General features: G+C 65.9%; 14 protein-coding genes and 1 rRNA gene (1 of these 15 cut by a window edge). 3 read left to right on the forward strand and 12 right to left on the reverse strand.

From position 1 onward, the window contains the following. Window positions 1-2134, forward strand: a 23S ribosomal RNA gene (locus ABNQ40_RS16630) (it extends 611 nt beyond the left edge of the window). A 149-nt stretch (window positions 2135-2283) separates the two neighbouring features. Here the strand turns inward: ABNQ40_RS16630 and ABNQ40_RS16635 are convergent. From ABNQ40_RS16635 to ABNQ40_RS16685, 11 genes are all read right to left on the reverse strand, one after another. Beyond that, a complete protein-coding gene (locus tag ABNQ40_RS16635) occupies window positions 2284-3390 on the reverse strand; it encodes a GNAT family N-acetyltransferase (protein ID WP_109050500.1) in 1107 nt (368 codons plus the stop codon). After that, window positions 3387-4391, reverse strand: a complete 1005-nt coding sequence (gene nadE / locus ABNQ40_RS16640) for an NAD(+) synthase (protein ID WP_098737746.1) — start codon at window positions 4389-4391, stop codon at window positions 3387-3389. The genes ABNQ40_RS16635 and nadE overlap by 4 nt, the downstream gene beginning before the upstream one ends. A gap of 55 nt (window positions 4392-4446) precedes the next feature. Then, the gene (asnB, locus tag ABNQ40_RS16645) at window positions 4447-6486 is read right to left on the reverse strand and encodes an asparagine synthase (glutamine-hydrolyzing) (RefSeq protein ID WP_109050498.1); all 2040 of its coding nucleotides are present in this window, start codon (window positions 6484-6486) and stop codon (window positions 4447-4449) included. An 86-nt stretch (window positions 6487-6572) separates the two neighbouring features. Next, on the reverse strand, window positions 6573-8198 hold the full coding sequence (locus ABNQ40_RS16650) for a class I adenylate-forming enzyme family protein (protein WP_391347295.1): 1626 nt from the start codon (window positions 8196-8198) through the stop codon (window positions 6573-6575). Between the two features lie 17 nt (window positions 8199-8215). Next, the gene (locus tag ABNQ40_RS16655) at window positions 8216-8509 is read right to left on the reverse strand and encodes a phosphopantetheine-binding protein (protein WP_098737743.1); all 294 of its coding nucleotides are present in this window, start codon (window positions 8507-8509) and stop codon (window positions 8216-8218) included. Window positions 8510-8851: 342 nt separating this feature from the next. Continuing rightward, entirely contained in the window at window positions 8852-9784 is a 933-nt protein-coding gene (locus ABNQ40_RS16660; RefSeq protein ID WP_391347297.1) for a polysaccharide deacetylase family protein, read from the reverse strand. A gap of 96 nt (window positions 9785-9880) precedes the next feature. Further along, window positions 9881-11050 carry a glycosyltransferase family 4 protein gene (locus ABNQ40_RS16665; RefSeq protein WP_391347299.1) on the reverse strand — a complete coding sequence of 390 codons (1170 nt, stop codon included), beginning with the start codon at window positions 11048-11050 and terminating at the stop codon, window positions 9881-9883. Window positions 11051-11425: 375 nt separating this feature from the next. Then, on the reverse strand, window positions 11426-12628 hold the full coding sequence (locus ABNQ40_RS16670) for a glycosyltransferase family 4 protein (RefSeq protein ID WP_391347302.1): 1203 nt from the start codon (window positions 12626-12628) through the stop codon (window positions 11426-11428). A gap of 23 nt (window positions 12629-12651) precedes the next feature. Continuing rightward, entirely contained in the window at window positions 12652-13635 is a 984-nt protein-coding gene (locus ABNQ40_RS16675) for a glycosyltransferase family 2 protein (RefSeq protein WP_391347304.1), read from the reverse strand. Between the two features lie 67 nt (window positions 13636-13702). Beyond that, complete coding sequence (locus tag ABNQ40_RS16680; protein WP_391347307.1) at window positions 13703-15049, reverse strand: O-antigen ligase family protein; 1347 nt, start codon at window positions 15047-15049, stop codon at window positions 13703-13705. A gap of 249 nt (window positions 15050-15298) precedes the next feature. Further along, entirely contained in the window at window positions 15299-16750 is a 1452-nt protein-coding gene (locus ABNQ40_RS16685; RefSeq protein WP_391347309.1) for an exopolysaccharide biosynthesis polyprenyl glycosylphosphotransferase, read from the reverse strand. An 852-nt stretch (window positions 16751-17602) separates the two neighbouring features. Here ABNQ40_RS16685 and ABNQ40_RS16690 point away from each other — a divergent pair. Together ABNQ40_RS16690 and ABNQ40_RS16695 are read left to right on the forward strand one after the other, a co-directional pair. Next, window positions 17603-19081, forward strand: coding sequence for a lipopolysaccharide biosynthesis protein (locus ABNQ40_RS16690; RefSeq protein ID WP_109050493.1), 1479 nt, complete (start codon window positions 17603-17605; stop codon window positions 19079-19081). 90 nt (window positions 19082-19171) lie between these two features. Further along, window positions 19172-19831, forward strand: coding sequence for a serine acetyltransferase (locus tag ABNQ40_RS16695; protein ID WP_109050492.1), 660 nt, complete (start codon window positions 19172-19174; stop codon window positions 19829-19831). Between the two features lie 100 nt (window positions 19832-19931). On the opposite strand, the gene ABNQ40_RS16700 is transcribed toward ABNQ40_RS16695, so the two are convergent. Next, the gene (locus ABNQ40_RS16700; RefSeq protein ID WP_109050491.1) at window positions 19932-22460 is read right to left on the reverse strand and encodes a cellulase family glycosylhydrolase; all 2529 of its coding nucleotides are present in this window, start codon (window positions 22458-22460) and stop codon (window positions 19932-19934) included. Between the last annotated feature and the right edge of the window lie 159 nt (window positions 22461-22619).

Consider the following 22619-nt stretch of genomic DNA (forward strand, 5'->3'; position numbering starts at 1 on the left):
GCGAAAGCGAGTCTGAATAGGGCGACCGAGTTGCATGCTTTAGACCCGAAACCTGATGATCTAGCCATGGGCAGGTTGAAGGTGCGGTAACACGCACTGGAGGACCGAACTCACGCCTGTTGAAAAAGTCGGAGATGACCTGTGGCTAGGGGTGAAAGGCCAATCAAATCAGGAAATAGCTGGTTCTCCGCGAAAGCTATTTAGGTAGCGCGTCGGATATCACCTGCGGGGGTAGAGCACTGGATGGGCTAGGGGGGCGCGAGCCTTACCAAACCTAACCAAACTCCGAATACCGCAGAGTGCAGTCCGGCAGACAGACGGTGGGTGCTAAGGTCCATCGTCGAGAGGGAAACAGCCCAGACCGCCAGCTAAGGTCCCCAAATCACGGCTAAGTGGGAAAGGATGTGGGAAGGCCATGACAACCAGGAGGTTGGCTTAGAAGCAGCCATCCTTTAAAGAAAGCGTAATAGCTCACTGGTCTAGTTAAGCCGGCCTGCGCCGAAAATGTATCGGGGCTCAAGCCGTGTACCGAAGCTGCGGATGCGATCTTTGATCGCGTGGTAGCGGAGCGTTCCGTAAGCCTGCGAAGGGTGTCCGTGAGGCCGCCTGGAGGTATCGGAAGTGAGAATGCTGACATGAGTAGCGACAAACAGTGTGAGAAACACTGTCGCCGAAAGTCCAAGGGTTCCTGCGCAAGGTTAATCCACGCAGGGTGAGCCGGCCCCTAAGGCGAGGCCGAAAGGCGTAGTCGATGGGAACCACGTTAATATTCGTGGGCCTGGCGGAGGTGACGGATTGGAAAGCGTGTACGATCTTATCGGATTGATCGTGCTGTGGACCGGTTCCAGGAAATAGCCCCGCCATACAGACCGTACCCCAAACCGACACAGGTGGACTGGTAGAGTATACCCAGGCGCTTGAGAGAATGGTGTTGAAGGAACTCGGCAAATTGCCCTCGTAACTTCGGAAGAAGAGGGCCCCGTTGTGGCGCAAGCCATGGCGGGGGGCACAGACCAGGGGGTAGCGACTGTTTACTAAAAACACAGGGCTCTGCGAAGCCACACAAGGCGACGTATAGGGTCTGACGCCTGCCCGGTGCCGGAAGGTTAAGAGGAGGAGTGCAAGCTCTGAATTGAAGCCCCGGTAAACGGCGGCCGTAACTATAACGGTCCTAAGGTAGCGAAATTCCTTGTCGGGTAAGTTCCGACCTGCACGAATGGCGTAACGACTTCCCCGCTGTCTCCAACACCAACTCAGCGAAATTGAACTCTCCGTGAAGATGCGGAGTTCCCGCGGTCAGACGGAAAGACCCCGTGCACCTTTACTACAGCTTTGCAGTGGTGCTAGGGACTTCATGTGTAGGATAGGTGGGAGGCTTGGAAACATGGGCGCCAGCTCGTGTGGAGCCAACCTTGAAATACCACCCTTGAAGTCTCTGGCATCTAACCGTGGCCCGTTATCCGGGTCCGGGACCCTGCATGGCGGGTAGTTTGACTGGGGCGGTCGCCTCCCAAAGTGTAACGGAGGCGCGCGATGGTGGGCTCAGAGCGGTCGGAAATCGCTCGACGAGTGCAATGGCATAAGCCCGCCTGACTGCAAGACTGACAAGTCGAGCAGAGACGAAAGTCGGCCATAGTGATCCGGTGGCTCCACGTGGACGGGCCATCGCTCAACGGATAAAAGGTACGCCGGGGATAACAGGCTGATGACTCCCAAGAGTCCATATCGACGGAGTCGTTTGGCACCTCGATGTCGGCTCATCACATCCTGGGGCTGGAGCAGGTCCCAAGGGTTCGGCTGTTCGCCGATTAAAGTGGTACGTGAGCTGGGTTTAGAACGTCGTGAGACAGTTCGGTCCCTATCTGCCGTGGGTGTCGGAGTTTTGCGAGGATCTGTCCCTAGTACGAGAGGACCGGGATGGACATACCTCTGGTGCACCGGTTGTCACGCCAGTGGCATGGCCGGGTAGCTAAGTATGGACGGGATAACCGCTGAAAGCATCTAAGCGGGAAACCCACCTCTAAACCAGAGCTCCCTTGAGAGCCGTGACAGACCATCACGTCGATAGGAGGCATGTGGACGGGCAGCAATGCCTGAAGCTAAGCCTTACTAATCGCTCGATCGGCTTGATCTCACCGGGCGCCATGCACAGCGGCAAGCCGCTTCATGGACGATCTGAAGACGCATCCCGTCACTTAAAACTCGATTTTATCGCAATCAGCGAAAAGGCTGCCTCCCTTGTGGGAAGGCGGCCTTTTCGCGTTTGGACTTTGGGCTCTTCGTCTACTCGCCCAACCCCTTGAAGCCCATGTCGCTGTCGGCGATGGTGACGAACCAGTTCTTCGGATCGCCCACCGTACCGGCCAGTTCCGGCTGGTCGAGCGCCGGCCGCACCATCATGCGGGTCGGTGTGCGCAGGCCGTTCTTCAGGCAGAGGAAGCCCATCATCGACAGCGGCCGCGCCGCCTGGGCGTTCAGCGTCCTGCACATCAGCGCAACCATACCCTCCCGGCGCGCCAGTTCGGTCATCAGCGAGAAGGCCGCCATCAGCCAGCCCGGCCGGGCCAGATAGTCGCAGACCACGCCGACCGGCTCGCCCTTCCAGTGGTCGACCCGCAGCACGACATAGGCCAGAACGGTCTCGCCGCGCATGACGTAGAAGCGGCGGAAGCGGTCGGTCTGGGGGGACAGGTCGAAGCGCCAGTTCAGGAAGGCCCAGTCGCGCCGGGCGATCACCGAATGCTGCGGCGACGCCGCCTCCCAGAGGTCGTCGACGCGGTAGTCGAAACGGTCGATCTCCACCAGCCGGGCACCGAGCAGCTTGGCCGAGAGTCCGTAGCCCATCGAGGCCGACGCCAGCGCCGGCTTGCCCACCCTGGCAACCAGCTTGGCCAGACCGCCGCCATAGGGGCTGACGCGCAGGCAGCGCAGCGGATCGATCACCCGCAGATATGTGGGCACATTGCCGAGGTCGAGCCAGCCGCCGCGCTTGTAGGACTTGTAGGCGGCCTCCGTCATCGACAACGACACGGCGAGATCGCTGGCTCCGGTGTGGGTTTCCGACAGGGCGGGGCCGACGCCGCGCAGGCGCCATTCCGGGGCGACCATCAGATCGATCGCCCAGGAGGCCCGGCGGTTGCGCTCGCCCACCTTCAGGGCGAAGGGGATGCCGCCCTGCTGGCCGACCACCGCCCCATTCCGCTTGCACAGCCAGAGCTGCGGTCCTTCATGCTCCCGTTCCGGCGGCTCTTCGAACAGCCAATGGAAGTGGTCTGGGGACAGCTGGATTGCTTCGGCCCCGAAATGCGCGCGCTGGAATGCCTCCAGGGAGGCGTGGTCGCCCGGTTCATACCGGGCGACGCCACGTTGCTTCCAGTCGATGACGCTCATGCCTCATCCCCGACGGACACCGGCTGCACCAGATGAGCATCGCGCAGGATGCGGGCGGAGGTGCGGCGCTTGGCGGTGATGTCCTTGTAGACGCGGTGGACCTGCTGAACGGTCAGGTTCAGAGCTTCCGCGGCTTCCTCCTCGCTGGCGCCGCGACCATAGGCGCAGAGCGCCAGATCCAGCTTGTCGTATGGCAGGGCGTAGTAGAACTCCTCCTGCGACTGCGGCAGCGTGTAGGTGTCGGTGCTGGGCGATTGCGCCTGGATTTCCGCCGGCAGGCCGAGATAGGCGGCCATCTGGTAGACCTGCGACTTGTAGAGGTGGGCGATCGGCTTGAGATCGGCCAGACCGTCGCCGCCGCGCACGAAAAAGCCCAGTTCATACTCCAGCCGGTTCGGCGTGCCGAGCACGGCGTAATTCAGGCGGTCGGCATGGGTGTATTCGACCGTCTTGCGCATGCGCTGCTTCAGGTTGGTGGCGGCGACGACGTCGAGATAGACGTCCACCGGCATGCGGCTGGTCTGGCGCTCGCCGTCCGGCGATTCGACGGTCAGGGTGAAGTAGTTGACACGGTCGGCGTCCAGCAGGTTGCCGGCCAGACCGATCTTCTGCTTCCAGCCCGGACCGAATTCCGGGAAGAGCCGGCGGATGGCGTTGTCGCGCCGCTCGTAGCAGCCGAGCGCCTCCAGCGGGCCGGTGATGTTCTCCATCACCGGGGTCACGCCGAGATGCTCGCAGAGCAGCGTGCCGAGGCGGGTGCTCTTCGGCGAGTTTTCCTTTTCCGGCATCAGGATGCACAGCACGCGCTCCGGCCCGAGGGCGCGGACGGCGAGCGTGGCGCAGACCGAGCTGTCGATGCCGCCGGACACGCCGAGCACGATGCCCTGGCGGCGCAGATCATGGGCGACGATGCGTTGGATGGCGTCTTCGATCTCGCGAGCCGCGGCCGCGCAATCCAGATCGAGGGCCTTGGAGTCGAACGAGGTGAGGGCGTTCAGCATGGTCACGATTCCCAATGGGGGTTGATGCATCGTCGGTCAGAAACGGTCGCGGCGGTCAGGCCGCGGTGGGCTGAGGTGTGGCGGTTCGGGCGTCGCCGGCCCGATCCTCCAGCACGTGAATTTCGGCGCGGTCCAGGGCGGCCTGCTGGTCGCGGATGCTCTGGGGCAGTTCGTCTTGGACGTACCGGGCCAGCATCTGCAGGGTCAGCGTGCCGACCAGCGCCATCTCCTCCCGCTCGCCGGCCATGCGGCCGTTCTGGCGGTGGGCTTTGTCGGCCAGGGCGGAGACAGCCACGGCGTCGGTCAGGCCGTAGCGGGCGAGGGCTTCCGGCGACAGCAGGTCGCGGACATAGTCCGGAGCGCCGTCGCCGAACAGGGCCGTGGTCATCGGCGCGCGATAGGGCCGCTTCGGCCGCTGGAAGATCTCGGCCGGCAGATGGCGGGCGGCCAACCGGCGCAGGGCCAGCTTGTCGCGCAGGCCGAGCATCTTCACCCGGTCCGGCAATGCTGCGCACAGGTCGTCCACCGCCGGGTCGAGGAAGGGGTAGCGGACCTCGATGCTGTTGGCCATGGCGACGCGGTCGCCCTGCGCCGACAGCAGATAGGGGGTCATGAAGGTGGCGATCTCCGCCCACTGGCTGCGCGCCAGCGGCGACCAGCGCGACCAGCCGTCCGGCAGATGGGCCGCCACATGCGCCTCGAAGGCGGCATCGTCGGCGGTGGCCTGGACATCGGCGGACAGCAGGCGCTGCGACCAGGCGGTGTTCCGCCAGCGGGTGCGGTGGGCATAGAAGGTCTCGTCGGTGTCCATCATGCCGCGCTTGAAAAAGGCCTGCCACAGCGGGCTGTCCTTCTGGCCGTTGACGGCGGCGAAGGGATGGACGCGGCCCAGCAGCTTCGGCCGCGCCTTGCTGTCGGGCTGCCGCGCCCAGAAGCGCCGGACCTTGTCCTCCTTGAAGATGTCGTAGCCGGCCAGCCACTCGTCGGCACCCTCGCCGGACAGCACCACGCGGATGCCGCTCTCTCGCACCAGACGCGACAGCAGGAACAGCGGGGCGGGGGCGGTGCGGACCAGCGGCGTCTCGCCATGGCGGATGACGTCGGGCAGCGCGGCCTGGATGTCCTGCGGGCTGCAGAGGATGTCGTGATGCTCGGTCCCGACATGACCGGCGACCAGCCGCTGCTGTGGCGTCTCGTCGAAGCTGGCGTCGGTGAAGCGGACGCCGAAGCTGTGCATGTGGGTGGTGTCGAGCTTGCGGGCCAGCGCCGCGATCACCGAGCTGTCGAGCCCGCCGCTGATATAGACGCCGACCGGCACGTCGGCGCGCAGCCGCAGCCGGATGGCGTCGAGCAGCTTCTCCTCCAGCCGGTCGGCGGCCTCGTCCAGCGACAGCTTGGCCAGCGACGGATCGGTGGCGAAATCGGGCTGCCAGTAGCGGTCGACATGCAGCGCCAGCGTGGAGTCGACGCGGATCGCGGTGGCGGCCGGCACGCTCTCCACCCCAGCGAAGACGCTGCCGTGCGGCGCGGTGCTCCAGTGGGTGAAGACCTGGGCGAGGCGGGCCGGATCGAAGGCCGGATCCACCCGGCCGCCGCCGAACAGCGACTTGGCTTCGGACGCGAACACCAGATGGTCGCCGCGGCGGGCGTAGAACAGCGGCAGGATGCCGAGCCGGTCGCGGACCAGCCACAGCTCGCGCCGTGTGGTGTCCCACAGGCAGATGGCGAACTGGCCGTTCAGCTTGGCCCAGGTGGCGGGGCCATATTCCTCGAAGGCGTGGACGATCACCTCGGTGTCGGTCTGGGTGTAGAAGCGGTGGCCGCGCGCCTCCAGCTCCCGCCGCAGTTCGACATGGTTGAAGATCTCGCCGTTGAAGCTGATCCACAAGGTGCGGTCTTCGTTGTGGATCGGCTGGAAACCGCCGGCCAGACCGACGATGCTGAGACGCGCATGGGCAAGCCCGATCCGGTCGTCACGGTAGAAACCGTAACCGTCCGGGCCGCGATGGCCCAGCATGGCGATCATGCGCTTCAGCTCGTCCAGACCGGCCGGTTCGGCACGCGATCCTGCGAGAACTCCGGCGACACCACACATGAGCGTGCTCTCTGTCCTGGGGTGGGTAGTGTTCGTGGTGGTGTTCTGTATGGGGAGCGTTCCGCTCCCGTCCTGCCCCTTCCCCGCTATGCGGGGGAGCGGACGGACGCCGCCGACGGACATGCCGGCGTGCCGATTTCCTCCACCAGTTCCGCCCGCCGGATTTTGCCGGAGTCGGTCTTCGGCAGGCTGTCACGGAACTCGATGAATTTCGGCACGAGGTGGCTTTCCAGCCGGCCGCGGCAGTGCTGGCGGATCGCCGCTTCCGACAGGGTCGCACCGTCACGGGCGACGAGGAAGGCCTTGACCGCCAACCCGTCGGCATCGTCGGGAACGCCGATCACGCAGGCCTCCAGCACGCCCTCCAGCTCGTACAGCGCGTTCTCGACCTCCTTGGGGCTGACCTTCTCGCCGCGGCATTTGAAGACGTCGTCCTTGCGGCTGACGAAGTAGAGATGCCCCTCGGCGTCCTGGGTGAACAGGTCGCCGGTGAACAACAGGGTTTCGCCCTGCGGGCCGCGGCGCAGGCGCCGGGCGGTCTCCTCCGGCCGGTTCCAATAGCCGCGCATCACGTTGGCGCCGCGCACCACCAGCTCGCCGACCTGACCGGGAGGAAGGCGGCTGCCCTCCTCGTCGGCGACGAAGGCTTCGCAGTTGGGGATGGCCCGTCCGACGGAAGCCGGCTTCAGATCCAGTTCGGCGGGATCGAGCGTGCTGATGCGGGTGCAGCACTCGGTCATGCCGTACATGGAATGGAAGACGGCCTGGGGGAATCGCTCGCGCAAGCGGCTGAGATGGGCGGCCGGCAGCGGGGCGGCGGCGTTGGTCAGGTAGCGAAGGCTGTCGAGATCGGCGGTCCTAGCGGCTTCCAGCCCCAGCAGGGTGGAGAAGACGGTCGGGACGCCGGGCAGGCCGGTGACGCGGTGCTGCACCATGCGCTTCAGCGTTTCCATCGGGAAGGCGAAGGAGCGCTCCAGCACCAGGGTGAAGCCGACGCGGGCGCCGGTCAGCACCTGGGACAGGCCATAGCCGAAGGTCAGCGGCAGGACGCACATCACCACGTCGTCGGGGGTGTTCCCCAGATAGGTGGAGATCGCCCAGCTGGTGTTGACGTAGTTGGCGTGGGTCAGCATCACGCCCTTCGGGCGGCCGGTGGTGCCGGACGTGTACATGATGGCCGCCAGATCCTGGTCGATCAGGCCCGGCTCGGCCGGCTGCCGGTGCTGTGCGGCCAGCACGTCGGCATAGAGCAGGCCGGTGGCACCGTCGGGCAGGCCGGCGCCCACCCACAGCACCGTCGGCTGCGTCTCCACCGTCTCCAGTGCCGGCAGGACCTGCCGGGCCAACGCTGCCGGCGCGATCAGGACCCGGATGCCGGCGTCGGCCAGCAGATAGGTCAGCTTGTCGGCCTTGGTGGAGGGATTGACGGGCACGAACACGCCGCCGGCCTTCAGCGTGCCGAACAGGCCGGCGACATATTCGATGGAGTTCTCCAGCATCACCGCGACGCGGTCGCCGCGGGCAATCCCCGCCGACTGGAGCGCGCAGGCGACGGCGTCGCTTTCACGGTCCAGCTCGGCGAAGCTGCGGCGGGCATCCCCGGCGATCAGCGCGGTGCGGGAGGGATCCCGCTTGGCCGTCTCGCTGAGGAACTGGTGAACCAGATGGGCCATGGTGATGTCCTTCTTCGCCCGTCTTTTGGCCGCTCGCATTCCCGCTCCCTTTGGGATCAGGCGGCGTTGCGCAGTTCCTGCTTGCGGCCGACGAAGGCGGCGATGCGGTCCACCGATTCCAGGTTGTCGGCGACCATGTCGTCGTCATCCACGGCAATGCCGAAGCGCTCTTCCAGGAAGGCGACGACGTGCATGATGCCGGTGCTGTCGATGATCCCCGATTCCAACAGGGATTCGCTGTTGTCGAAGCCGGAGTCCTTGCCGAGCAGGAAATTCTCCACGATGAAGGCGCGGATTTCCGGCAGGGCGGGAGCGGTCAGGGTCGTGTCGGTCAGGGTGGCGGTCCGCATGTCTCTGAAAACTCCTGCTGGGTTCGGTCGACTTGGGTTGTCGTAAAGGGGGTGTCGTAACGGGGGTTCGGTTGGGAAGCCGGTCGGTCTGAACGGGGAGCCGGGTGTTCGGCCGGGACGCTGTTGGGGATAGGTCCGGCTACCCCCTGTCATGTGTCCCGCTGTTTTCCGGCTCCTTGTTCTCGCATCCGCCTGATATGCAATTTTATTGTGATGCTCGCGGTGGTTTGCGAGGGCTCAAAGGATAGGAGTGGATTGAAGTCTGTGGTTAGCCACTCTGTTGTCCCGTAATAGAGCTTGTCGCGGGACGCTTGACGTTCGGCTTGGCGCCGGCAGCCGCGGTCATACGCCTGCCGACTTGGGCTTTACCATCGAACCTGTCCATTCGGGCGTTGCCCCATTGGCCGAATCGCCGGTGTTCGCGGCCTTGCGCTTGCGCAGCCAGGCCGGGATGCCGGTCAGCTGGACGCTCAGCCACTCCACGGTGGCATCGTCGGACACCGGGAAGGCCTTCAGCCGCAAGGGGTCGCTGGAGGCGTCGTTGAAGCCGGGGTCGATGGTGCGGGCGGTGCGGTAGCCGGCACGCCGGATCTCCTCCACCTCGCGGTCGCTGAAATCGCCGTTGGGGAAGGCGAAATGGCGGCAGGACCGGCCCAGCGCCTCCTCCAGCTCGGCACGGCACAGGGCGATCTCGTCGGAGCAGCGGTCGTCGTCGCATTGCAGAAGGATAGGATGGGTGCGGGTGTGGGCGCCGTAATCGGCGACATCGGTCATCCGCGCGATCTCGTCCCAGGTCATCGCCTGCCGGTCGTCGCCATCCTTGTCGGGATCGTTGCCGGCCTCGGCCAGCAGGCGGCGGCGTTCCGGGTCGGGCACGCGCTTCAGCCGCTCCACCCCGATGCCGTCGGCGGCGGCGGTCTTCCACCAGTAGGGACGGGCGGTGCCGACGATCTGGCTGCACAGGTAGATGGTCGGACGCAGGTCGAATTCGCGGAACAAAGGCGCCAGCGCCGTGTTGTTCCGGTGCCCGTCGTCGAAGGTGATGACCAGCGGATAATCCGGCAGCTTGTCCCAGCGGCCGGTCTCCATCGCGGTGGCGACGGCATCGAGCGTGGTGAAGCCGTAATGCTTGGCGTACCAGCGCAGATGCTCGCGCAGCACCTCCGGGTCCGGATCGTGGTAGACGACGATGGTGACCGCGTTCCGCGCCTTCAGGAACCGCTGCATCGCACCGAATCCCGACCAGCGCACCAGATTGGCAATGGCGTTTTTCATGGTGCCCCTTCCTTCATGTCGATGCTCCCGGTTCGGGCTTGGGTCTGAGCCTGGGCTCGATCTGCCTGAACCGGGAGAGGCCTGCCGCTTTTCGGGTCAGCCGGTGGTGCTTTTCGAATGGCCTGCCGGTCCGGCGGCCGGAACCGGTCCGGCGGGAACGGCGGGCGACGTGCTCAGGCTGCCGCGCGCGTTGCGGCGGTAGATCTCCAGCAGCCGTTCGCGGAACACGGCGACGTCGAACTGGCGCTCCCACCGCGCGCGGGCACCGGCGCTGAGGTTGCGGCGCAGGGTGCGGTCGTCGATCACCCGCGCCAGCGCATCGGACAGCGCCGCCACATCGCCCGGTGGAACGAGCAGTCCGGTCTCCCCATCGGCAATGGCGTCGGGGACGCTGCCGACCGGGGTGGCGACGATGGTCAGTCCCTCCGCCATCGCCTCCAGGACGGACATCGGCAGGCCTTCGAACATCGACGGCTGGACCAGCACATGGGCGCCGGCCAGCTCGCGCCGGCAGCCGGCCTGATCCAGCCAGCCGGTGAAGCGCACGCGGTCGGCGATGCCCAGTTCCGTCGCGAGGCTGCGGTAGGTCTCCAGATCGCCGTCGCCGGCGATGGTGACCTGCCAGTTACGGTCGCGGCAGGTGGGGGACGCCAGCGCGTTCAGCAGGACGTCGATGCCCTTCAGCTTGATCAGCCGGCCGAGGAACAGCAGGCGGACCGGGCCGGCGAAGTCCTCTTCCGCATCGTCGCGCACCGGCGGCGATGCCGGACCCGGCACGGCGTTGTGCAGCAGGGTGGTGCGCTGGCGCGCCTCGGGCCCGAAGGCCTCGGCCACCCAGTCGCGCCAGAACTCGCCGAGCACGACGATCTCGCCGGTCATCGCCATCATGCGGCGGATCGCCCAGCGCATCACCGGACCGGCGTCTTTGAACTGCTTGGGGAAGCGCCCGCCATGCAGATGCAGGATCACCGGCACGCCGAAGGTGCGCGCCATGGCGATCAGGATGCCCTTGCGCAGGACGCTGCCGTATTCGGCCATATGGATGTGGACGAGATCGGCTTTGCCGGCGGCAAAGCAACCGGCAAGCCGCGCGGTCGCCCGCGCGAAATAGAGGGGCATCAGGTGGAATTTGCCAGGGCCGTAGCTGTCGATCACCTCGAACTTCACGTCCGGACAATTCTGCCGGAAATCGGTCGTGAAGTTGTCGACCACACGGCCCATTCCGCCTTTCTCCTGGGTACCGCCGGGGGAGACGATATAGATCATGTCCGCTCCTGATCCTTTCCCGGCCCGCCTTTCCTGCGTTGCGCCCCGGCTTTTACCGTGTGACGTCCGTCTTTCGACGGCTGCGGCGGGCTTGTTATGTTTTCGGCCTCTGGTCCTTGCCGGCCCGACGATCAGGCCGCGGCAGGTGCGTCGCGATGCGGCCGATGGGCTGCCGCCCTTTGGAACGCGCCGCAGCCGGAGGCCGGGCGGCGTTCACATGCAAGTTTACGCGATGCAGCATCCGCACGCTGTGGAGCGACCGAACGGGTTGGCCTGCCGGTATGGTTACCCAACCTGTGCATGTGCATCTCCCTTTCGGCTACGCCCGCAGTGATTGTTTTCCAATCCGATCATCGATATTTGCGTGACCATGGCCTACCGCCGTTTGGATGCGGTGGCGGCCGATCCGGCCAGCTTGTCCAGGTCCCCGGAAAGCTCGACCGCGCCGCGGTCCAACTCCTGGTAGATCGCCAGAAGCGACTTGGCGTAGGCGTCGATGACGAACTGTTTCAGGAACAGGCGGCGGCCGTTCTCCGCGAGCCGGCGGTAGAGATCCGGGTCGTGGCCGACCTCAATCACGGCATCGGCCAGGGCGCCGGGGTCGTTCACCGGGATGATCCGGGCGGTTTCGCCGTCGGTCAGCACCTCCGGGATCGATCCCACCGGCGTGGTGATGACCGGCAGCTGCGCCGACAGCGCCTCGAGGATCACCATCGGCAGCCCTTCATGGGTCGAAGGCAGCAGCAGCATGTCGTGCGACCGGATGTGTGCATGCGCCTCCTCCCGGCCGATCCAGCCCAGGAAGCGGCATTCCTCCGCCACCCCCAGTTCGGCCGCCATGGCGCGGTAGCCGTCGACATCGCCGCCGCCGCCGATGGTCACCCGAAAGGGCTGGCCGCGCTCCTTCAGCAGCGCACAGGCGCGCAGCAGCGTGCCGATGCCCTTGCGCTCGGACAGGTTGGCGAGCACCAGCAGGGACAGGACGGCGCCCGGCTCCGGCGGTTTCGGCGTACCGAGGTCGGCGCCCACATCCGGCACGGCGTTGTAGAGCACCCGGATCTTGCGGGGATCGGTGCGGACCGACTGGACCAGGAAGTCGCGCCAGTTGTCGCCCAGCACCACCACCCGGCCGCAGCGGTTGAACAGCCAGCGGCTGATGCCGCGGGCGAACATGCCGCCTTCGAAGAACTCGACGAAGGAGGCGCCGTGCAGGTGGACGACGGTCGGGCAGGACATCAGCCCCGACACCAGCTGGACCGCCGCCTTGCGCAGGAAGCTCGCACGCTCCGACACGTTGATGTGCACGACGGAGGCCCGGCGGCGGGCAAGGATCCAGCCCAGCCGGGCCAGGGTTACGCCGAGATATAAGGGTGACAGCAGAACGCTACCGGTACCGCGGGTGTCGAGGATGATGGAGCGGGTCGTGCCCGACCTGTCGAACTGGTCGACCACATAGCCCGTCATGCGGCCGATGCCGCCGCCGCCGTCGAGTGCGCCCGGCGTCGCGAACACGACGACGGTCCGGGTGGGCGCATCCGGTTGGCCGGTGGGGGTGCGGATGTCGTTGGTGCTGTCCATAGGCGTCGGGGTCCTTTTCGTGCTCAGGCAGCGTCGGACGCGGAGAACAAGGCCTGCCGCAGGCGGCGGCGCAGGCCGACCGGCATCAGCGAATGCATGGTGAAGGTGGCGAGAGCCATCGGCGTCGGCTGGCCGTCGCGCAGAGCCGAATTCAGGATCCGCCAGCGCGTGCCGGCGGTGCGGGCCGCCTGCTCGCCGCCGGTCGCCTGCAACAGCAGGCTGGCATAGGCGCGCGGCGACAGGTGGTCGCGCATCGACTCGGCCCACTCCAGCGCCTGGTTGATGTTGTGGCAGGTCGACAGGGTGACGCGGTTGTTTTCCTCGGTGTAATGGACGGCCATCACGTCGGGGATGTGGACCAGCGCCACCCCATCGATCCGGCCGCAGGTGATCAGCCATTCCCAGTCGTCGAAGCGGGATTTTGGGACCGGATTGCGCAGTAGCAGCGCCTTGGGCGCCAGCAGCGTGGTGGTGGGGGCGAAGGTCTCGCCCTTGAACAGGCCGCGGCGGACGAACAGGTAGTCGCCGATGGCGTCGGCCGGGGTGGCGAGACGCCGGGGCCAGGCGAAGGTGCCGCGGGCGGTCACCACTTGGCAGCGGCAGCTGACGATGGGGAAGCGGATGCCGGCCGGGCGGCCCGCCATCTGCAACTCCACCTTCTCCGGCATCCAATGGTCGTCGTCGTCCAGGAAGGCGATCCAGTCGCCCCGTGCGGCGCGCACGCCGATGTTGCGGGCCTCCGCGGCGCCGTGGTTCGTTTCAAGCGCCATCACGGTCAGCCGCGGATCGGCCAGTGTCGCCAGATGCGAGGCCGTGGCCGGATCCGGCCCGTCGATCACCACGATGACGTCAAGGTCGCGATGGGTCTGGTCGAGAGCGCTGCGCACCGCCCGCATCACCATGTCCGGGCGGTTGCGGGTGGGGATCACGACCGTAACCTGATTGTTGGTCGCCTGTTCGCTGTTTGCCGGGCGGTTGCTGCTTGCCGGCTCGTTCTTCGGGCTCATGGGTCTGCCTTCGGTCGAAGGGAAATGGGAAAGGTCGCAGGGGACGGAGAACTGGAGCGCCCTGCCGCTAGTGCCGGGACAGGGGGCCGGGATAGGGGCCGGCATAAGCGGTCCGTCCGGCGTAAGCGGGGGAAGGGACGCCGGCAGCGGTGCTCCGGCGCAGGCGGTGCTCTTCGGCCGCCCGGTCGTTCAGCAGGCGCTGCCAGCGGCTCTGCTGGATCAGCCGGACGACGGCGATGGTGGCGATCACCCAGTTCATCGAATGGCGTTCGGCGAACACGCTTTCGGACACCGACACCGCCAGCAGGGCGCAGCCGACGGCGAACGCCCAGGCGGCTTCCGGCCGGCTGTTGCCGTAGCGGGCGGCGAAGAAGCCCTGGAACAGCATGCGGCCCAGCACCGCCACCACCAGCGCGACACCGACGAGGCCGAGGTCGAGCGTCAGTTCCAGCCAGCCGCTGTGGGCCGAGGTGATGCCCCAGTCGCGGGTGAAGCTGGAGCCCGGTCCGTTGAAGCCGGACCAGTAGGCGGCATAGCCGTAGCCTTGCAGCGGCCGCTCGCCGACCGAGTGGACGATGTGTTCCCACAGCACGGTACGGCCGGTCAGGGTCGGGTCGCGGCCCAGCGCGTAGAGCACGTCGTACCAGAAGGTCGCGCCGGCGGTGACCATGATCACCAGCAGGGCCAGCAGCAGCGCCATGGTGGGCGCGAAGTTGCGGATGCTGCCGCGCAGCATGGTGGTCGACAGCAGGGCCACCGACACCAGGACCGAGGTGACGAGGCCGGTGCCGGACCGGCTCATCACGATCAGCAGCATCGCCAGCAGGATCAGCGGCCGGGTGACCCAGCGGCCCATCTCCTTCTGCCAGTCCAGCCAGACCAGCGCCAGCACCAGCCAGACCATCATGCGGCCGGTCACGTTCTTCTGGAAGAACACGCCCTTCCAGGCACCGACATGCTGCGCGCTGTCCAGACCGATGGCCGGCATCGCGAAGATCATGAAGAAGGAGACGAACATCAGGAACGACAGCCCGACCACCAGCAGCCGCATGATCTCCGGGAAGCGGAAGCGCAAAGCGAGCCAGATGCCGAACACCGTCGTGAACATGAAGGCGATCGACCGGCGCAGCGTGATGTCCGGGAACAGCGACCACAGCGCGGTCAGGAAGGCGAAGGCGACCATCGCCGTCAGCGCCGGGCTGGCGAAGGGGATCTGGAAGGCGATGGCCGGCCGCAATGCGATGGCGGCGAGCACCAGAACATAAAGACCACCATACAGGACGGTGACGCCGGCCGATTCCAGATCGCCCGCCAGCGGGTCGCCGCCGGTCAGCATCAGCGGAAGCACCGAGCCTCCGAAGGCGATGATGCCGATGACGGCGATGCTTTTTTCCAGAAAATCCAGGATTTTCATCGGCTTTCCCTTAGGCTGCCGTACCGTGTTCGGCTGTGCAGCACTGAAGATGCGGATGATACCCCTCATCTCGTAGCCGGGCGGTGGCATTAGACCGAAGGAGGCCGGGCCCGAAAGAGGTAGCCGTTTTCGCGCTACCCCCTCCCTTTGCCGCCCGAAAAAGGGAATGCACCCTAAGGATTCCAACAAAAAGACCCCCGCGCGGGTGGCGCGGGGGTCCGGCTGGCATCCGGTTCGGGGAGGGGCCGGTTACGACCCGTCGCCCTTCAGCACCATCACGGCGGTCTTGCAGAGGATGAAGAAGTCGAACAGCAGGCCGCAGTTGCGGACATAGAAGACGTCCATCGCGACACGCTCCTGGAAGGTGGTGCGGTGGCGCCCCGACACCTGCCAGTAACCGGTCAGGCCCGGACGGACGGTGCCGATCACCGCGGCGGAGTCACCCACCTCCGGCAGTTCCTTCGGCATGTAGGCACGCGGACCGATCAGGCTCATGTCGCCCATCAGGATGTTCCACAGCTGCGGCAGCTCGTCGAGCGAGGTCTTGCGCAGGAAGCGGCCGAGCGGGGTGATGCGCGGGTCGACCGTCAGCTTGTGGTAGGTCATGTACTCTTCGCGGGCGACCGGGTCGTTCGCCAGCAGATGCTGCAACTGCTCTTCCGCATCGACATGCATGGAGCGGAACTTCAGTAGGTCGAAGGTCTGCTTGCCGCCGGCCCAGCGCTTCTGGCGGAACATCACCGGGCCCGGGCTATCCAGCCGGATGGCGACGGCGAGGCCCAGCATCAGCGGCGCCACCAGGACCAGCAGGATCGCCGACAGGACGATGTCCATGGCGCGGCGGATGCGCAGGTAGCCGGTCGGCGGACGGACACTGACGCGCAGGGCCAGCGAGCCGTGCAGGTTGTGGTAGGTCGCATCGACGGCGCTGACATTGCCTTCGCCCAGCACGCAATAGACCTGTCGGAAGGGCAGGGTGCGGACCAGACCGGTCAGGTCGCTGCCGTGACGGCCCATGTCGGCGACGATGGCGGCGCTGGCCTGGCCGGCGACGGCGGGCGACTTGGCCAGCAGTTCGACCGGACCCATCACCGGCAGGCCGGCGACGCGGGTCTGCCATAGGCTGTCGTCGTCATCGACGAAGCCGACCGGCCGCATGCCGAGCCAGGGCAGGCGTTGCAGCTTCTCGGCGATGGCCGCACCCTGCGGGCCGGCGCCGACGATCATCACCGGCGTGCGCCAGTCCAGCGCGCTGGACAGCAGGCCCTGGATCAGCAGCAGGTCGGCGACGTAGGTGACCGCGAAGCCCAGCAGCGCGATCGACAGCGCTTCCACGAAGAAGGAACGGAAGCCTTCCATCACGATGAACGGCACCGCCAGCACGGCGCAGCACAGAAAGGCCGCCTGAAAAGTCCGTCTCGTGCGTTCCATGTAGTCGAAGCGTCCGAGCGTATAGATGCCGAACACCGACTTCACCAGAGGCACCAGCATCAGGCCGGTCACCAGCGACCGCTGCCAGGCGGCTGCTTCCATCGGCTCGGTCAGCGCATCGGCGCCGAGGAAATGGTTGAGCGTCCACCCCACCAGGGCGAGGACCAATCCATCCGAGAGTGCAAGCAGCAGCCCGGGGGCGATCGTGGGGATCGTCGCCTTTTTCGCGGAGGTCAGATCGATGACCACTTCTGGGTCCAGTTTGCTCATCGCAGGTCCCGTGGTTGAAGGGAATGCCAGCCACCGCACGGCCATTCGTGCGGATGGTCGCTCGTCATCAGCGTCTCTTGGGATTCGGCCGGTCTTTACTTTGCTGCACCCCCGCATCGGCAGTGGCGCATTTATGTAAAGAGCACTCTTTCATGATTTTGCTGGGCCGATCCGCTGTTCGTTGAGGACGAATTAGGATGAGGAAGCTCGGCCAGCAACAGAGCATACGGACGTTGATTTCGCGTCCGCGATACCACCGGTGTTTCGAAGGGTGCGGGGGTCCGAATATTAATGGGGATACTTTCGGATGCGAACCCCAGCGGGGATAGCGTTTCGGGTTAACGGCAAGGTGGTGTCGCACCCCCGGCGGCACCTGCGATCCCCGCAATTTTTGGGTATATGCCGCCAAAACCTCCCCCGACCGGACGGAAAGCGTCGGCGCGAACGGGGGTGATCGCCGAACTTGCGGGGTGGGTCCGCCACCCGGATCGACCGAAGGGAGCCCTCCAGCAATTCCGAGCGGGGGCGTGGCGCGAACGCACCCTTGCCTGTTGTGGGGCGCAAGAGGCAGCGTGCGAACTCGCCGGAAATCATACTCGGAACGTCCAGGATCTCTGACCGAAGCCGTGCTGACTAGCACCGAAGAGTGTTCCGGTCTCTTCAAGGCCGAATTGACGCTGTCCCGACCTCCGCCAAGATTTGGCGCGTTCTTTTTCCTTATCTGCGCCCGTGCGGCCCGCCCTTCAGAACCGGTCCATGCGACATGGATCCATGCGACAGGGCGGACGCGATGCTCTCCCCAGCAGGCGAGACCGGAAGAAGAAGCGGATTACAGGGGGCGAAGGAAACCGGATGGCTGTCGAAGCTGGTACGATCATCAAACATGGCTGGATGTTCATGGTGGCGAACGTGGTCAACCGCGCTGCGGGACTGCTTCTGCTGCCGCTCTATGCGAAGGTCCTGTCACCGGCGGAGTTCGGCGTCTATGCCCTGATCAGCGTCGTCGGCGACATCGTTGCGGTCATGCTGATGATCGGCATGATCAACGCCTTCACCGTCGTCTATTTCGAACATCCCGACGACCGCAGCCGGTCCCGCGTGGTCAGCACCACGATGATCGGTCTGTGGGCCGCCTCGCTGGCGCTGCTGGCGGTGGCCCTGCCGGCCGGCTGGGGCGCCAGCGACCTACTGTTCGGCGGTACCGACCAGGGGCCGATCATCGCCTTCGCCTTCGCCGGCATCGCCTTCAGCGCCGTGTTCGAACTGGCACTCGCCTATTACCGGGTCCACAAGCGGTCGGGCACCTGCCTGCTGATCTCGGTCGGCAAGGCGGTGGGGCTGATCGGCCTCAACCTCAGCTTCCTCCTGGTGATGGATCTGGGCGTGACCGGCATCTTCCTGGCCAACGCCATCACCTTCGTCGGGCTGGGCATCGCGCTGACGGTGGCGATCCTGGCGGCGAACGGCGTCGGCTTCTCCTTCGGCATCCTGAAGCGGGTGACGGTGCTGGGCCTGCCCTTCATGCCGCAGACCATGCTGGACATGGGCAACCAGTTCGCCATGCGCTATCTGGTCAACCTGCTGATGGGCGTCGCCGCGGTCGGCGTGCTGTCCTTCGGGCTGCGGCTCGCCACCATGCTCTACATGTTCCTGACCGCCTCCTTCCTGCAGATCTGGTCGGTCAGCCGGATCGAGGCGCAGGACAGCACCGCCGGGCGCGACCAGTCGGAATTCGTCTTCTACCTGTTCGTCGTGCTGCTGTCGGCGGCGGCGCTCGGCATGGCGCTGACCGCGCCGGAGGTGCTGTGGCTGATCGCGTCTGCCGAGTACGAGACGGTTCTGCCCTGCATGCCGCTGCTGGTGCTGGCCTATGTGGTCCATGGCGTTCGCATGCATGCCGAGGTCGGGCTGGTGAAGACCAAGAAGGTCGGCGTCCTGCCGGCGATCTCGCTGGGCGGTCTGGCCGTCGGCACGCTGGTCATGGCGGTGACGCTGGGGCCGCTCGGCCTGATGGGCGGCGCCATTGGCGTGCTGGTGCGCGAGCTGGTGATGCTGGGCGCCACGGAGGCGATGTGCCGCCGTCTCAGCCCGAACGAGCCGCCGCTCAGCGTGGTGCGGGTGACGGGCATCCTGGCGCCGGCCGCCATCGCCTATCTGGCCGGCCTCGCCCTGTTCGGGTTCGAAGTGAACCCGACCTTCGCCGCCGCCAAGGTCGGGCTGACCATGCTGTTCGCCGTCGCCGCCCTGTTCGGGCCGAGCTTCGGCAAGGCCGACCGCGCCATGCTGTTCCGCATGACGGCCCGATTTCGTCGCCGGCCCCAGACGGCTTGAGAGGCGGCCTGAGAGTCGGCCCGAGAGCCGCTCTGACGGCCAGCCCGACAGCCGGCGTGACAATGCTTGAACGGAGAGGATGACACCGCGATGCAGGACGCTCCGCACTACACATTTCGGCAGACGGTTGCAGCGGACGCCACCCGGTACGGCGGGGGCTCCGGCCTCGGGGCGGTGCTGAAGCTGCTGGCGGGCAACCGGATGTTCCGGGTGACCTTCACCCTGCGCAGCTGTCAGGCGCTGAACCGGATGGGTGGGCCGCTGGGGAAGCCGTTGCGCAAGCCGCTGCTCGCCGCCTGCCGGCTGCTGCACCGTTGGACGCAACATTCCGCCGCCATGGATCTTCCCTGGGAAACCCAGGTCGGACCGGGGCTGCGCATCCTGCACGGCTGGGGACTGGTGGTGAACGCCAACGCGCGGATCGGCGCCAACGTCACCCTGTTCCACGGCGTCACGCTGGGCCAGAAGGACGATCTGCTCCCCACCGGCCGCGTCACCCACTATCCGGAACTGGGTGACGGCGTCTGGGTCGGACCGCATGCGGTGGTGATCGGCGTCAGCATCGGCGACGAATGCATCGTCGCCGCCTCCTCCGTCGTCACCAAGCCGATGCCGCGGCGCAGCGTGGTCGCCGGCAACCCCGGCAAGGCAGTGGCCGAGGTCACCATCCCCGACATCCCGCATCCGGCGCCGATCGGCGGCGTGTCGGCCATGATGCCCGGCACCGCCACCTCGCCGGTCCCAGGCTGATTCCCTCAGGTCCATCCCAGGAATCGGAAAAGGGGTCCGGCAGCATTGCTGTCGGACCCCTTTTCTTCAGGCACTCACCCGATCAGACGAACCGGACAGGTCAGGCGGCGTGCGCCAGGCTGGTGTCGGTCGTGTGCAGGTCGTGATAGGTGTCGAAGGTGACGCCGATCACGTCATGGCTGGCAAGCTGCTGCGTCGTCGCCAGGTCGGCGGCGGTCGCGGTGGGCGTATCGTTGGCGGCGCTCATCGTGTGGGCCAGCAGGTCGGCCGAGCTGAGCGACGCGGCGGCGGCCTTGGCAGCCGAGGCGTCGACGATCGTGCCGGTGCCGGTGGCGTCGGCGATGGTCGCGGCGGTGGCATTGGAGATCTTCAGGCCGAAGGTCTCGTTGCCTTCCGTCACGCTGTCGCTCAGCACCTTGACCGTCACGGTCTTGGCAGTCTCGCCGGCGGCGAAGGTCAGCTTGCCACTGGTGGCGGTGTAGTCGGAGCCGGCCTTGGCGGTGCCGTCCACCGTGGAGTAATCCACCGTGACCGGGGTGCTGGAGGCGGACGACAGCTTCACCGTGAAGGTGGCGTTGGCGGTGTTGGCGGTGGTGGTCGGGGTATCGAACACCGCACCTTCCATGGCGCCCTTCACGATAGCCGCCTTGGTCGGGTTGATGGTCTTGTAGTCGTCCATCAGGACGCCGCCGACGTCACCCGATTCCGGGGTCCAGGCCCAGAAGGTCCAGCTCATCCCCTTGTCGCCGGCCGCGATGTCGCTCTTGCCGTCCAGGTTCCAGTCACCGTTCAGGTACTTGGCCATGGTCTTGGCCCAGGTCTGCTCGGCCGAGCTGGTGAACTGGCCGCCCCATTCGCCCAGCATGATCGGCGCGGTGTCGTTCTTGTACAGGTACCCCCACATCTTGTCGTACTGCGCCGGCAGGTTGTTGGGGTAGTTCGGGTCGTTCAGCCAGCTGAACTGTCCGACGCTCTGGCCGTAGGCGTGCGGCGAGTAGACCAGCTTGTTGGGGGTGTCGAAGTGGATCGGGCGCGCCTGCGCACCGGCCAGCGTGCTGCTCCACTCCGTGCCTTCGACGAACAGCAGCCAGTCCTTGTTGACGGTCTGGATGGCGTTGCCGATGCGCTCGGCGGCCGAGGCCCAGTCGGTGGCGGCGCTGCCGCCCCAGGTGGCGCTGACGCTCGGCTCATTGTGCAGGTCGGCGCCGATGACCGTCTCGTTGCCGGCATAATGCTTGGCCAGCATCTTCCAGTTGGCGATCACCGTCGATTCCGGATGCTTGTCGGTGTACCACAACCCATGCTCGTTGGTACCGGCGCCGCCGTCGTTGCGATGGTGGTCGAGGATCACCTTCATGCCGAGCTTGCCGGCATAGTCGATGACCTTGTCATAGACCTGCAGTCGGGTCAGGCCGGCCAGATCCGGGTTTTTCGAGAAGTCGATGCCGTTCGTCACGGCGGTGCTGTCGAACATCTCGTCCGACATGGTCATGCGGATGGTGTTGAAGCCGACCGACTTCATCTTTTCCAGGTGGCCCTGGTAGCTGTCGGCCCACAGGCCGGCGGGCACGTAGTTGTAGCCTTCGCCACCGAACCAGTTCACGCCGGTCAGGCGGACGGTGTTGCCGGTCTCGTCGACGATCTGGTTGCCCTGGGTGTGCAGGAAGCCCTGGATGCCGCCGGCGGTCTTGGTGCCGGTCGGCTCCGTCACCGTCACGTCGCTGACCGACAGGCTCGGCTGGGTCGGCGTGGTGGGGTTGGTCGGAGTGGTGGTGCTGCCGGCGAACCAGGACTTGTCGGCCTTCACCTCCATGGTGCCGTTCCACCACATGGCCTGCTGGCCGGCGACGACGTCCTTGCCGTCCAGGGCGCCCTTGTCGATCGACACGATGCTGTCGGTCGGGTTCACGGCATGGCCGCCGATGGTGATCTTGTTGACGTACAGGTTGCGGTCGACACCGTTGACCACAGCGTCGTTGTCGTACTGGATCTGGACCTTGTGGGCGACGTCGGCGCTGACATTCGCGTTGAAGGTGAAGTCCTTGGCGGCGGTGCCTGCCGTGCCTTCACCGATCATCTTGCCGTCGACCAGAACCTTGAAGTGGGCGTTCACGCCGCCGGCCGCATTGCCGTAGGCATTCACGACGATCGGCGTGCCGCCGGTGGTCGGGGTCGTCGGTGTGGTCGGCGTCGTGGGGGTGGTCGGAGTGGTCGGGGTCCCGGTGGCGCCGGTGAACATGTCCTTGGACATGTTGAAATCGAGCGAGCCGCTCCAGGACAGCATTTCGCGGCCGGACAGCGTGCCCTGACCTTCAGCGGCGTAGGAGACCGTCGAGCTGTTGGAAGCGATGGTCTTGCCGTTGACTTCGATCGACTTGACGATCAGGTCGCGGTACATGCCGGCCTTGTCGGTCGACAGCCAGTCGTTGTCATAAACGATCTGGACCTTGTGCGCGGCGTCGGGAGCCACTTTGGTGGTGAAGCTGTACCGGCCGGCGCTGGTGGAATTGACCGTCGCCTGGCCGACGGCGACGCCATCGACGAGGAACTTGAAATGCGGCCAGACTCCTCCGGCAGTCACACCCGAGGCATTGACGACGAAGGTCGTATCGACGGGGCTGGTTGCCATTGGAAGTATCCTCTTTTCCGTGAATTTCGCTGAAACCCAATCTGGCCGGAAAAGGTTAACGAGGTATTTCAAATTTTAGCGAAATGCGGCTCTAATGCCACTATCACTTGTGAAAAGAAAGAGACACGAAAAACCCCTTTGTCGATGCATTGCAGCAAC

Origin of the sequence: Azospirillum sp. A23 (genome assembly GCF_042938965.1) — a bacterium.
Lineage (GTDB): Bacteria > Pseudomonadota > Alphaproteobacteria > Azospirillales > Azospirillaceae > Azospirillum > Azospirillum melinis.

Bases quoted from the DNA above. Each gene is read 5' to 3' on its own strand.
- ABNQ40_RS16675 (WP_391347304.1), bottom strand. From the start codon at position 13,635: ATGAGCCCGAAGAACGAGCCGGCAAGCAGCAACCGCCCGGCAAACAGC.
- ABNQ40_RS16635 (WP_109050500.1), bottom strand. From the start codon at position 3,390: ATGAGCGTCATCGACTGGAAGCAACGTGGCGTCGCCCGGTATGAACCG.
- ABNQ40_RS16680 (WP_391347307.1), bottom strand. From the start codon at position 15,049: ATGAAAATCCTGGATTTTCTGGAAAAAAGCATCGCCGTCATCGGCATC.
- ABNQ40_RS16700 (WP_109050491.1), bottom strand. From the start codon at position 22,460: ATGGCAACCAGCCCCGTCGATACGACCTTCGTCGTCAATGCCTCGGGT.
- ABNQ40_RS16650 (WP_391347295.1), bottom strand. From the start codon at position 8,198: ATGCGAGCGGCCAAAAGACGGGCGAAGAAGGACATCACCATGGCCCAT.
- ABNQ40_RS16665 (WP_391347299.1), bottom strand. From the start codon at position 11,050: ATGATCTATATCGTCTCCCCCGGCGGTACCCAGGAGAAAGGCGGAATG.
- ABNQ40_RS16690 (WP_109050493.1), top strand. From the start codon at position 17,603: ATGGCTGTCGAAGCTGGTACGATCATCAAACATGGCTGGATGTTCATG.
- nadE (WP_098737746.1), bottom strand. From the start codon at position 4,391: ATGCTGAACGCCCTCACCTCGTTCGACTCCAAGGCCCTCGATCTGGAT.
- ABNQ40_RS16695 (WP_109050492.1), top strand. From the start codon at position 19,172: ATGCAGGACGCTCCGCACTACACATTTCGGCAGACGGTTGCAGCGGAC.
- ABNQ40_RS16655 (WP_098737743.1), bottom strand. From the start codon at position 8,509: ATGCGGACCGCCACCCTGACCGACACGACCCTGACCGCTCCCGCCCTG.
- ABNQ40_RS16660 (WP_391347297.1), bottom strand. From the start codon at position 9,784: ATGAAAAACGCCATTGCCAATCTGGTGCGCTGGTCGGGATTCGGTGCG.
- asnB (WP_109050498.1), bottom strand. From the start codon at position 6,486: ATGTGTGGTGTCGCCGGAGTTCTCGCAGGATCGCGTGCCGAACCGGCC.
- ABNQ40_RS16670 (WP_391347302.1), bottom strand. From the start codon at position 12,628: ATGGACAGCACCAACGACATCCGCACCCCCACCGGCCAACCGGATGCG.
- ABNQ40_RS16685 (WP_391347309.1), bottom strand. From the start codon at position 16,750: ATGAGCAAACTGGACCCAGAAGTGGTCATCGATCTGACCTCCGCGAAA.